The organism is Natronococcus amylolyticus DSM 10524, from assembly GCF_000337675.1.
Lineage (GTDB): Archaea > Halobacteriota > Halobacteria > Halobacteriales > Natrialbaceae > Natronococcus > Natronococcus amylolyticus.
Genome location: NZ_AOIB01000031.1, coordinates 207,408 through 218,880, shown reverse-complemented (window position 1 = coordinate 218,880; position 11,473 = coordinate 207,408). Strand labels below are relative to the sequence as shown.

10 protein-coding genes and 1 pseudogene are annotated in these 11,473 nt (G+C 65.7%); 6 read left to right on the top strand and 5 right to left on the bottom strand.

The window, feature by feature from the left end:
- A complete protein-coding gene (locus tag C491_RS16325) occupies positions 1-438 on the bottom strand; it encodes a universal stress protein (RefSeq protein WP_005558273.1) in 438 nt (145 codons plus the stop codon).
- 125 nt (positions 439-563) lie between these two features.
- Here C491_RS16325 and C491_RS16320 point away from each other — a divergent pair, with 125 nt between their 5' ends.
- The gene (locus C491_RS16320; RefSeq protein WP_049892173.1) at positions 564-1,931 is read left to right on the top strand and encodes a GntP family permease; all 1,368 of its coding nucleotides are present in this window, start codon (positions 564-566) and stop codon (positions 1,929-1,931) included.
- 39 nt (positions 1,932-1,970) lie between these two features.
- Here C491_RS16320 and C491_RS16315 read toward each other — a convergent pair whose 3' ends face one another.
- Positions 1,971-2,747: an IclR family transcriptional regulator gene (locus tag C491_RS16315; RefSeq protein ID WP_005558271.1), complete on the bottom strand. Its 777-nt coding sequence runs from the start codon at positions 2,745-2,747 to the stop codon at positions 1,971-1,973.
- 273 nt (positions 2,748-3,020) lie between these two features.
- Positions 3,021-4,253 carry a hydroxyacid-oxoacid transhydrogenase gene (locus C491_RS16310; RefSeq protein WP_005558270.1) on the bottom strand — a complete coding sequence of 411 codons (1,233 nt, stop codon included), beginning with the start codon at positions 4,251-4,253 and terminating at the stop codon, positions 3,021-3,023.
- Between the two features lie 345 nt (positions 4,254-4,598).
- Here C491_RS16310 and C491_RS16305 point away from each other — a divergent pair, with 345 nt between their 5' ends.
- From C491_RS16305 to C491_RS16295, 4 genes are all read left to right on the top strand, one after another.
- Positions 4,599-5,360 carry an IclR family transcriptional regulator gene (locus C491_RS16305; protein WP_005558269.1) on the top strand — a complete coding sequence of 254 codons (762 nt, stop codon included), beginning with the start codon at positions 4,599-4,601 and terminating at the stop codon, positions 5,358-5,360.
- Between the two features lie 88 nt (positions 5,361-5,448).
- A complete protein-coding gene (locus C491_RS22965) occupies positions 5,449-5,589 on the top strand; it encodes a hypothetical protein (RefSeq protein WP_160167162.1) in 141 nt (46 codons plus the stop codon).
- Positions 5,589-7,163, top strand: coding sequence for a sodium:solute symporter family protein (locus tag C491_RS16300; protein WP_005558268.1), 1,575 nt, complete (start codon positions 5,589-5,591; stop codon positions 7,161-7,163). Before C491_RS22965 ends, C491_RS16300 begins: the two co-directional genes overlap by 1 nt.
- 85 nt (positions 7,164-7,248) lie before the next feature.
- Complete coding sequence (locus C491_RS16295; protein ID WP_005558267.1) at positions 7,249-7,827, top strand: hypothetical protein; 579 nt, start codon at positions 7,249-7,251, stop codon at positions 7,825-7,827.
- A gap of 13 nt (positions 7,828-7,840) precedes the next feature.
- Here C491_RS16295 and C491_RS16290 read toward each other — a convergent pair whose 3' ends face one another.
- Positions 7,841-8,614 carry an SDR family NAD(P)-dependent oxidoreductase gene (locus C491_RS16290; protein ID WP_005558266.1) on the bottom strand — a complete coding sequence of 258 codons (774 nt, stop codon included), beginning with the start codon at positions 8,612-8,614 and terminating at the stop codon, positions 7,841-7,843.
- A gap of 131 nt (positions 8,615-8,745) precedes the next feature.
- On the opposite strand from C491_RS16290, the gene hisD reads away from it, so the two are divergent.
- Positions 8,746-10,047 (top strand): histidinol dehydrogenase, encoded by a 1,302-nt coding sequence (gene hisD, locus C491_RS16285; protein WP_005558265.1) that lies wholly within the window; start codon positions 8,746-8,748, stop codon positions 10,045-10,047.
- Between the two features lie 55 nt (positions 10,048-10,102).
- Here hisD and C491_RS16280 read toward each other — a convergent pair.
- A pseudogene (locus tag C491_RS16280) lies at positions 10,103-11,458 on the bottom strand (phosphate acyltransferase); the annotation flags it as partial.
- Between the last annotated feature and the right edge of the window lie 15 nt (positions 11,459-11,473).

Here is an 11,473-nt window from a genome sequence, read left to right as displayed (position 1 = left end):
TCAGCTCTCTTTTGGCTCCTCGGGGACGACGAGCACCGGACGGTCGGCCTCGAGGAGCACCGACTGCGTGACGCTGCCGAACAGCGCCTTGCCGACGCGGGAGCGCTGTCGGCCGCCGATGACGATGTACGCCGCGTCGACGTCGCTCGCATGCTCGAGGATCTCCGCCGCGGGATTGCCGCGGCGGCCGACGGCTTCGAACTCGCGGGTGAGGTCGGCCGCGGCGTTTTCGGCGGCCGTGGTGGCGATCCTCGCCCGCTCTTCCTTCGAGAGGGATTCTCCCGCATCGAGGGCTTGATTGAGGAGATGTTCGTGTTCCGAGTGCTCGTAGACGGAGAGCACGTGCAGCGGTGTGTTGGATTGATCGGCCAGCCTCGCGGCCGCTTGCACGACCGCCTTCGCTCCCGTTCCGCTGTCGACCGCGGCGACAACTGTCATGAGTCAACGGACGACACATTACTGCAAGTAAATTACGATTCGAACGCAAGACGTTGCGTTCTCCGATCATATGTGCTATCTATTATGTTAATCAATAAGTACCCCTGATCTGATGTTCCTCGTGCATGGTACTCTCAAACCCGCTTATACCGTTCGTTATCGGGTTGGTTATCGCGGTGGTACTGCTAGTGTGGGTGAAACTGCCGGCGTTCGTCGGGTTGATCATCGCGGCGATGGCGATCGGGGTGGTGACGCCACAGATCGCGTTCGACGCGGTTCCCGCACAGGTCGCCGAGTCGTTCGGTGACGTGATGGTCTCGATCGGGATCCCGATCCTGATGGCTGCGATTATCGGGAAAACGTTGATGGACAGCGGCGCGGCCGAACGGATCGTCCGCGCCTTCCGGTCGCTCACCGGCGAGGACCAGTCCGAGTGGGCGCTAATGGGCAGCAGCTACGTGCTGTCGATCCCGGTCTTCTTCGACAACGTGTTCTTTCTCCTCGCGCCGCTCGGGCGATCGATGAAAGCCAGGACGGGCGTGAAGTTCTCGCTGTACATCTCGGTGCTGTGTGCCGGAGCGCTGGCGACGCACATGCTCGTACCACCGACGCCCGGTCCGCTCGCGATGTCTGCCGAACTCGACGTCGACGTCGGGCTCGCGCTGCTCGTCGGGATCGGGCTCGCGCTGCCGACGTCGCTGCTCGGCGGGATCGTCTACGGACGGTTCCTCCACAACCGCGAGGACTTCCCGCTCCGGGAGGCGATGGGCTCCTCCCCGGAGAGCCTCAAGGAGAAGGCCGAGACGCCGATCGACCAGCTCCCCGGACTGTTCGAGTCCTCGCTTCCGATCGCCGTTCCGGTCGTCTTCATCGCGTCCGCGACGATCACCGACGCCCTCCTGGGAGAGGGATCGTTCGTCGCCGACCTCGCGGCGTTCCTCGGCGATCCGAACTTCGCGCTGACCGCGGCCGCGATGCTCTCGGCGTTCACGTTCTTCCGAATGGAGATGGACGGGGATCGCTCGCTGTTCAGCGACGAGCTGACCGAGTCGATCAAATCGGGGGGGAACATCATCGCGATCACCGCGGCCGGCGGGACGTTCGGCGCGATGCTCGAGATCGCCGGCGTCGGTCAGTACATCGCAGACGGCCTCGTCGAGTTCGGCCTGCCGCTGCTGTTCGCCGGCTGGCTCGTCGCGGCCGTGATCCGCGTCGCCCAAGGGTCGGGCACCGTCGCGATCCTCACCGGCGCGGCCATGATGGCGCCGCTAACGGGTGATCTCGCGGCACACCCCGTCTACATGATGATGGCCGTCGGCTTCGGCGGGATGATCGCGCCGTGGTACAACGACAGCGGGTTCTGGACCGTCAGCAAGATCGCGGGCATCACTCAGGCCGAGACGTTCAAGACGTACTCCGTCGTCGCGACGATCATGTCCGTCTCCGGGCTGATCCTCGTCCTCGTGGCCTCGGTGGTCATACCGCTCACCTAAGCGAACCTACCCTATTTACCTGGAAAACTGTCGGTTCGCTCACTCGGAGAACGTCGTTCCTAGCTCGCTTCGAAGCCGTAGTTGGACCTCGTTTGCGGTCCCGGCCGCCAGTTCGGGCAGCGTCTCCTCGAAGTACTCCCCGCGGAGCCGGTTTCTCGGACCGGCGACCGCGATCGCGCCGTACAGCCCGTTCTCGAGGACGACCGGGCTGGCGACGGCGCGCCAGCCGTCGATGTTCTCGCCGTCGTTGAGCGCGTACCCCCGTTCCGCGATCCGCTCGCGGGCCTCCTCGAGCTCCTCGCGGGTCGTGATCGTTCGCTCGGTGTGGCGCTCGAGCCCGTGCTCGGCGACGATCTCGTCGACCCGGTCATCTGGCAACGCAGTGAGGATCGCCTTCCCGCCCGCGATAGTGTGGAGGGCGCTTCGCGTGCCGATCGAGGCGTAGGGCTGGAGCGCGTCGCGTCCGATCCCTCGTCCGGCGTAGACGCCCCGGCCGCCCTCCTCGACGATGTACCAGACGATCTCGCCCGTCTCGTCGGCAAGTTCTTCGAGGGCGGGCTCGACGCGATCCGCGTAGGCGACGTCGTTTTTCGCGTACGTTCCGTGGGTGAGAAACGCGAGGCTGAGATCGTACTTCCCGCCGTCGTTCGTCAGATATCCGAGTCGGGTCAGCGTCGTCACGTAGTCGTGGACCGTACTCTTCGGCACGTCGAGCGCGTCGGTCAGCTCGCTCACGCTGGCCCCGCCCTCCTCGCGGATGTACTCGAGTATTTCGAACGCCCTGGCGACGGTCGTCAGCGGCACGTCGGCTGTCATTGGCCGACTCTGGCCCGCTCGAGTCAATAAGCGTTCTGTATCCGGTGGACGACTCCCTGTCCGAATATTCCGGACGATATGGCCAATACGTCGAGATCCGACACAGCTTCGGCCGAAAACGCGAATCTCTCGGGTAATATTCGCCTACTGACGTAGCGATATCATTGGTGTCCGAGTCAACACCTCACATGGAAGAGAGATCGTCCGGAATATTCGGACAGATCAGCGGCGGCATCGGCGACGAAGTATCGGCATTGCGGTTCGAAGGCGTAGTCAGTACGCGCTCTCGAGGATTTCCTCGAGCGCCTCCCGATCGACCCGCCGCGGGTTGCCGACCAGCAGCCGCTGAATCTCCTCGGTTTTCTCGGCCAGTCGCGGAACGTCGCCCTCCTCGACGCCGAGGTCCCGCAGTCCCGAGGGGATGCCGACATCGTCCGCCAGCGCCTCGACGGCCGCCGCGGCTCGGTCACCGGCCTCGCGGTCGCTGACCCCCTCGAGGTTCTCCCCCAGGAGCTGGGCGATCGTCCGGTAGCGGTCGAACGCCGTCGACGCGTTGTACCGCATCACCGCGGGTAGGAGCGCAGCGACGGTGACGCCGTGGGGCGTGTGGTTCTCGCCGGCGACGGGGTAGGCCAGCGCGTGGGTCGCGCCGAGCCCGGCGTTGGTGAACGCCACGCCGGCGAGCAGACTGCCCAGCGCCATATTGCGTCGCGCCTCGAGGTCGTTCCCGTTGTTGACCGCCCGCCGCAGGTTCGACCCAATGAGTTCGATCGCCTTCTCGGCGTACAGGTCGGTCAGCTCCGTTCGCCCGCCGTAGTCGGGGCGCTCGTCGGGATGATCGGGTTCCGGCTTCGCGTCGTACCGGCGGGTCGTGTAGGACTCGATGGCGTGGGTCAGCGCGTCCATTCCGGAGGCCGCGGTCACCGCGGGCGGGAGCGACGCGGTCAATAGCGGGTCGACCACCGCGAGGTCGGGGTAGAGGTGTCGACTCGAGATCCCGACCTTGAGTTCCCGCTCGGGCAGGGAGACGACTGCAGCGGGCGAGCTCTCCGAGCCCGTGCCGGCGGTCGTCGGCACCGCGACCACGGTCGTCCCGCTCTCGGGCACGGACGCGCCGTCGCCGATCGGCGGTGCGACGTACTCGAGCAGCTCTCGATCGGTACCGGCGAGCGAACCGGTGACTTTCGCCACGTCGATCGAACTTCCGCCGCCGACGCCGACGACGGCGTCGGGTTCGGCAGCGTCGGCGGCCTCGAGGGCCGCCTCGTACACCTCGAGATCGGGGTCGGGCTCGACGCCGTCGAACACGGAGACCTCGATCGCCGTCGGAATCGACTCCCGAACCGCGTCGACCACGCCCGCCTCGAGGAGCCCCTCGTCGGTAACGAGCAGGAGAGTCGAGACCGATCGGCCCGCGAGCCTGGCGCCGAGTTCCTCGACCGACCCGTTTCCGAACGCGATTCGATCGGCGATCGCGAACTCCCAGACACTGTCGGAATCGTGCATGGATTCTCGTACGGGGACGAACACTTAAGCGTACGTGGAGTTCGGTCGATCGGTATCGTTCGAGGACCACGAACGAAAGTCCTGTTACGAGCATACTTTTGTAAATACTGTCGAGAAACCCTATTTTGCAGACCTCATGTCCGTGAGTATTTCCCACTATTCATCGATCGTGATGAAACACGGAGTCGACGGTACGTCCGGCGACTGCGAACGGATAGTGTCTCCGGGACGGACGAGCTGACCACGTCGCCGGCTCCGACCGAACCACCGTTCAGCGATCGCGGATACACGTTCCGATACGGGGGCGATCACTCGACTTATGTGACGCACTCCCATACGACGGGTATGACGAACGAATCGACACGGACGGTCAAATCGGCGGCGACGCTGTTCGACGTCCTCGACGCAGTTCACCGCCTCGAGGGGGGCGGTGCGACGGCGGTCGCCGAGGAACTCGATATCGCCAAGAGCACCGCCCACGACCATCTCGCGACGCTGGCCGAACACGAGTTCCTCATCAAAGACGAGGGCAGCTACCGTGTTGGGCTAAAGTGTCTTCACTACGGCGTGCAGGCGAAAAGCCGGATGGTGCTGGCCGACGTCGCCAGCCCTTCTCTCGAGCAGATGGCCGAGGAGACCGGCGAGATCGCCTGGGTGATGGTCGAGGAGTACGGCAAGGGCGTCTACCTCGAGAAGGCGATGGGTGATCGCGCGGTCCAGCCCTACGGCGAGATCGGCAAGCGCGTCCCGCTGCATAACATCGCGGCCGGGAAGGCGATCCTCGCACACCTCCCCGAGGATCGGGTCAGGGAGATCGTCACCGAGACGCCACTCGAGGAGCGGACCGAGACGACCGTCTCGGATCCCGACGAGTTGCTGGCGGAGCTCGAGACGGTTCGCGATCGGGGGTACGCGCTCAACGACGGCGAGACCTTCGAGGGCTTCCGTGCGGTGGCGAGCCCCGTCGTCAACGACGGCGAGCTGCTCGGCTCGATCGTCGTCTCCGGTCCGGAGAACCGGCTCAGCGACGACCGGTTCACCGAGGAGCTCCCCGAGATCGTCACCGGCGCGGCGAACGCGATCGAACTGAGCATGGCGAGTCGGTAGCCCGATCGGGTTGAGTGGTGTTCCCAACCGAACACGAATCACAGAAGATCGTTATATTTATCAGTTCGGTAGCTTCCAATGAGTTGTAGTGATAGCAATGAACGTGATGCAGGTACTACTAGTGACGACAGTCCTGTACTTCCTGATCGTGGCGGTGTGGGTGTGGAAGATCGAGGACCTGATCGAGCAACGCAGCGAAAAGCGAGCGACCGCGGAGGGTGAGCACTGATGCCGACGACCGATGCCGTGATCACCTACGGCTGGCTCTTCCTGGCGTTCTACCTCGTCGTCATCGCCGGCCTGGGCTACTGGGGATGGAAGCGAACGGGAACGCAGGACGACTACGCGACGGCTCGAGGCGGGTTCGGCTTCCTCGCGCTCGGGTTCGCGTATGCGGCGACCGTCGCCAGCGGCTCGACGTTCATGGGGATCCCCGGAATGGCCTACGACATGGGATTCAAGGCGGGCTACTACGCGCTGATCTATCCGATCGGCGCCTACCTCGGGATCATGCTCGTCGCCCGAATCACGAAGAAGGTCGGCGACGAGGCCGGCTCCCAGTCCATCCCGGATTTCCTGGGCGATCGGTTCAAGAGCCCGGTGCTTCGACTGATGGCGTCGCTCGTCGCCCTCTTCTTGCTGTTTTACGTCATGTCCCAGATCGTCGCCGCCGGCTGGATGTTCGACACGATCCTCGGACTCGACTACACGGTCGGCATCTGGGCGGCGGCCGGGATGCTGTTGTTGTACCTGACCCTCGGCGGCAGCCACGCCGACATCATCACCGACGCCGTTCAGGGGGCGATTATGGTCGGGATCACGATCCTGATCTTCGCGATGTTTCTCACCGGCTGGGGGTTCGACGGCGGCGTCTCGGCCGTCAACGCGAACCTGGACTCGAGCCAGCAGTGGGACACCCACACCGATTCTGACAACCCGATCTTCGCGAACTGGTGGGTGATTTTCCTGCTGTTCGTCGGCCACATCGGCTTCACCGCCCAGCCCCACCTCGGGAACAAGTTCTTCGCGATCAAGGGAACCCAGTACATGAAGAAGTTCTTCCTCGTCGCGGCGGTCGCGGGTATGACGCTGCCGCTGATGTTCCTCGGCGGCGTGCTGGGCGCGGCCCAGGGGATCGAGATCACGGATCCGGACGCGATCATTCCCGTGCTGTTTATCGAAACGCTGCCCGCAGTTCTCGCCGCCTTCCTCGGGGTCGCGATCCTCAGCGCGATCATCTCGACGGCCGACGGGCTCATTATCTCGGTCGCCCAGATCTTCGCGAACGACCTCTACCGCAAGACGTACGTCCCCTGGAAGGGCGGCGACCCCTCGAGTCCCGCCGTGAACCAGCGGGCGCTGCTCATCTCGCGGGTCGCGACCGTCGTCGTTACGATCGTCGCGGTCGCCGCCGTGATGACGCCGCCGCAGTACCTGTCGGTGTTCATGTGGATCGGGATCGGCGGGATCATCTCCGCCTACAGCGGTCCGTACTTCGTCGGGAGCCTCGACGAGTCCACCTCGAAGAAGGCTGCGATCATCGGCTTCGTCGCCGGCTTCGCGGTGTACGCCGTGATCCACCTCGGGCCGCAGATGGGGCTGTACGACTCGATCGCCGGCTTCAGCCTCTTCCCCTACAGCGAGAACCCCTACGCCTCGAGCGGGATCGGCTTCATCGTGAGCTGCGTCTCGACGTACCTCGGCAGCAAGTTCACCGAGCCGATGGCCGTCGAGGACCGCAACGAGGTCTTCCGGGGCACCACCGAGCTCTCCGACGGCGGTCGCGTCGAGAGCGACGACTGACCCGCAGTCTCGGCCGCTCTCCGGTCTCGAGGACGCGACCTCGAGACGCCAACAGCTAAGTGATCGTCGCGGCTGTTCCCGTGTAATGGAACTCCCGTGTTTCGAACCACGACTCGAGCCGTCCGACGCCGCCGGACGAACCGATCGGCTGACGTTCACGACGTTTCTCCGCTCGAAGCTCGAGTCGGTGCTCGGTCGCGGCGGAGCCGAGCCGCGGGTGACCACGCTGTATTACCCGGACTACCTCGCGTACACGACGGTCGTCTTCGATCGGATCGGCCGCGGCGAGAAGACGGTCAAATTCGTCGCGGGGATCGACGCCGCGACCGGCCGGGCGGGCGAGGTCGACGTCACGATTCCCGAGATCGAGACGCGAACGGCTCCCGACGGTCGGATCGTTCCCGTCTCGGTCGACGAGCGCGAGGCCGAGGAGACGTGGGACGACTGGCTGTTCGGCTACATCAACCGGAAGTACCGCCCGGTCAAACGCCCGGAAACGTCGCTCGACCGACTCGAGCTCGTCTACACGCCGTACTACGTCGTCGACTACGGCGAGGACGGCGATCGGTACGCGATCAGTTCGCTGACGAAACAGACCGAACTGCTCGAGGACATCGAGCCGCTGGCGGACGCCTACCGAGAGCAGCCGGAGCCGGAGACGTGAGCACCGCGTCGGCTCAGTACCAGGCCGTACCCGCGTCGACGTTGATATCCTGGCCCGTGATCCGTCGCGCTTCGGGACCCAGCAGGAACGAGACGGTCTCGGCGACGTCCTCGGGCTCGACGAGTTCACCCAGCGCCGCGTCGTCGGTGAACACGACGCGCTTGGCCTCGTCGTAGGAGAGGTCGCGTCGCTCGGCTTGCTTCTCGATTACGTCGTCGATGCGCGGCCCCGACGTTGCGCCCGGACAGACGGCGTTCACCGTCACGTCGTCGTCGCCGAGCTCGAACGCGAGGGTGCGGGTGAGCCCGATCACGGCCATCTTCGAGGCCACGTAGGGAGTGCGGTCCTCGAGCGGGCGCTTCCCGCTGATCGAGGAGATGTTGACGATGCTCGCGCGGTCGCTCTCGGCGAGCAGCGGCGCGGCGTGTTTCACGAGCAGGAACGGTCCCTTCGCGTTGACCGCCATCGTGTGGTCCCAGTCGTCGGCCGCGACGTCCTCGACCGGCGCCGTGGGGCCGGCGATCCCGGCGTTGTTCACGATGCCGTCGACTCCGCCGAACTCAGCCGCCGTCCGATCGATCAGCTCCTCGACCGAAGACTCGTCGGTGACGTCGGTCCGGACCGGCAGCGCTCGCTCACCCGCGTCGGCCATCGCCGCCGTCTCCTCGATTCCGTCGCCGCGTGCCGCCAGCGCGACGTTCGCGCCCTCGGCGAGCAGCGTGAGTGCGATTTCTCGGCCGATACCACCGCTCGCGCCGGTGACGATGATCGTCCGTTCGTCGTGCATCGCCCTCGAGTTGCGGCTCCGGGGGAATAACTGCTTGCCCACGCGGTTACCGTGTCGATAGTCAGCGCTCGTCTCCTGCGACCGTATCCCACGTTTTTTATACCACGGTCGTGTTATTCGGACTCGATAGCATGTCCGATACAGTGGCGTATCTCAAGGAGGCAGGTAGCGCCTCGATCGAGATCGATCAGGAGGTTACGGACTCGGTACACGACATCCTCTCGGAAGTCAAGGAACGCGGCGACGACGCGGTCTTCGAGTTCACCGAGCGGTTCGACGGCGTCGAGGTCGAGGAGTTCCGCGTGAGCGAGAGCGAGATCGAAGCTGCGGCCGAAGAGCTCACCGACGCCGAGAAGGAGACGATCGACAACACGATCGCGAACGTCCGCGCGTTCCACGAGGAACAGCGCGAGCACGTTTCGAGCTTCGAGAAGGAGTTCGAAGAGGGCGTGAAGCTCGGCCAGCGGGTCGTTCCCGTCGAATCCGCGGGAACGTACGTCCCCGGCGGCCGTCACCCGCTCGTGGCCGCACCCGCGATGTCAATCGTTCCGGCCGACGTCGCCGGCGTCGATCGGATCATCACCTGCGCGCCGCCCCAGGAGGACGGGAGCATCCAGCCCGCACAGCTGTACGCGATGGATCGATCCGGCGCCGACGAGATCTACAGCATCGGCGGCGCCCAGGCGATCGGCGCGATGGCCTACGGCACCGACACCGTCCCCGAGGTCGCCAAGATCACCGGCCCGGGCAACGTCTTCACCACGGAGGCCAAACGCCAGGTGTTCGGCCACGTCGGTATCGACTTCCTCGCCGGCCCCTCCGAAGTGCTCATCCTGACCGACGAGACTGCCGATCCCGAACTCGTCGCGACGGACCTGCTCGCCCAGGCCGAGCACGACCCCAACTCGCGGCCGATCCTCGTCTCAACCGACCGCGACGTCGCCGAGGACGCGGTCGCGGCGTTCGACGAGCAGGCCCATGACCTGCGAACCGAGGATGTCGCCCGCGAGTGCTGGGAGGAAAACGGCGAGGTCGTCGTCGCCGACACCATGTCGGACGCCCTCGAGGTCGTCAACGACTACGCGATCGAGCACCTGCAGGTAATGATCGACGACCCCCGCTCGGTCGTCGACGACCTCTACAACTACGGCTCGCTGTTCCTCGGCGACCACTCGCCGGTCGTCTTCGGCGACAAGGCCGTCGGCACCAACCACTCGCTGCCGACCCTCGAGGTCGCCCGCTACAGCGGCGGCATCACGGTCAACACCTACCTCAAGATCCTCACCCACCAGGAGGCGACCGAGGAGGGCGCCGCCCGAATCGCCCCCTGGGCCGCGAAGATCTGCGAGCTCGAGGGAACCCACGCCCACCAGCTCTCCGCGGAGGCGCGGCTTCGCGAGGACATCAGTCCGGACTACGGCCCGCAGGAGTGACGGAGCCAAGTTCCTGATTCGGCGCGAACCGATGTCGAGGCAGTCGGCGGCGGAGTTACTCCTCTTCCTGCGCGTCGACCGTCGCCACCGCCCCCAGGTTCACGATGTCCCTGACGTCGTCCTCGCGCTGGAGGACGTGGACCGGCCGATCCATGCCGGCGAGCATCGGACCGACCGCCTCGGCGCCGCCCAGGCGCTGGAGCAGCTTGTAGGCGATGTTGCCCGCCTCGAGGTTCGGCAGGACGAGCACGTTCGCCGGCTTCTCGAGGTCGGAGAACTCGAAGGTTCCCTCGAGGAGGTCCTCGACGACGGCCGTGTCGGCTTGCATCTCGCCATCGACCGGGAAGTCGATCGCTGGATCCTCGCGAAGCTTCCGGGCCGCCTGCCGCGGTTTCCGGGTGCCCTGGTTGTCGACGCTGCCGAAGTCGGAGTACGACAGCAGGGCGGCGCGGGGCTCGACGTCGAACCGCCTGGCGATGTCGGCGGCGTGTTGGGTTACCTCCGCGAGCGTCTCCTCGTCGGGATCCTGGTTGACCGTCGCGTCAGCGAGGAAGACGACGCGGTTCTTGAAGGTGAGCATGTAGACCCCCGCGGCGTACTCGACATCGTCGGCGGTGCCGATCACCTGCAGGGGCGGGCGCAGCGCAGACGGGTAGTGGTTGGTCAGCCCCGTCAGCATCCCGGCGACGTCACCCCGCTGGACCATCACCGAGGCGAAGTAGTTGCTGTCGCCGACGAGTTCGGTCGCCTCCCGCCGCGTGACGCCCTTGCGCTTTCGCTGCTCGTAGAGCGCCTCGGCGTACTCGCCGTTCGTCCCGTCGTCGGGGTCGACGACCTCCGGGTCGAACGCGAGGCCGAGGTTCGCCGCGGTGCGGTCGATCTCGGCCTCGTCGCCGATCAACACCGGTTCGGCGAGGCCCCGCTCCTCGAGCTGGTAGGCCGCGCGGATGATCTTCTCGTTATGACCCTCCGCGAGCGCGATCCGTTTGGGGTCGCTTTTGGCCTTGTTCCGGACGATCCGGGTCATCTCGCGGGATTTTCCGAGGCGGGCCTCGAGCTCCTCGACGTAGGGCCCGCGCTCGATCTCGACGCGAGCGGCCCCCGACTCCATCGCGGCCTCGGCGACCGCGGGCGCGAGCTCGAACAGCACGCGGGGATCCATCGGCTTCGGCAGGATGTACTCGGAGCCGAACTGCAGCGGCTGGTCGCCGTAGGCCTCCCGCACGCTGTCGGGGACGTCTTCGCGGGCGAGTTCCGCCAGCGCCTCGGCCGCGGCGACCTTCATCGGCTCATTGATCTCGGTCGCTCGAGCGTCGAGCGCGCCCCGGAAGATGAAGGGGAAGCCGAGCACGTTGTTGACCTGGTTGGGGTAGTCCGAGCGCCCGGTGGCCATGATGACCGTGTCGTCNGCGCTCTGGCGCAGGCG

Bases quoted from the DNA above. Each gene is read 5' to 3' on its own strand.
- C491_RS16315 (WP_005558271.1), bottom strand. From the start codon at position 2,747: ATGACAGCCGACGTGCCGCTGACGACCGTCGCCAGGGCGTTCGAAATA.
- C491_RS16320 (WP_049892173.1), top strand. From the start codon at position 564: ATGGTACTCTCAAACCCGCTTATACCGTTCGTTATCGGGTTGGTTATC.
- C491_RS16325 (WP_005558273.1), bottom strand. From the start codon at position 438: ATGACAGTTGTCGCCGCGGTCGACAGCGGAACGGGAGCGAAGGCGGTC.
- hisD (WP_005558265.1), top strand. From the start codon at position 8,746: ATGTCCGATACAGTGGCGTATCTCAAGGAGGCAGGTAGCGCCTCGATC.
- C491_RS16290 (WP_005558266.1), bottom strand. From the start codon at position 8,614: ATGCACGACGAACGGACGATCATCGTCACCGGCGCGAGCGGTGGTATC.
- C491_RS16310 (WP_005558270.1), bottom strand. From the start codon at position 4,253: ATGCACGATTCCGACAGTGTCTGGGAGTTCGCGATCGCCGATCGAATC.
- C491_RS16305 (WP_005558269.1), top strand. From the start codon at position 4,599: ATGACGAACGAATCGACACGGACGGTCAAATCGGCGGCGACGCTGTTC.
- C491_RS16300 (WP_005558268.1), top strand. From the start codon at position 5,589: ATGCCGACGACCGATGCCGTGATCACCTACGGCTGGCTCTTCCTGGCG.
- C491_RS16295 (WP_005558267.1), top strand. From the start codon at position 7,249: ATGGAACTCCCGTGTTTCGAACCACGACTCGAGCCGTCCGACGCCGCC.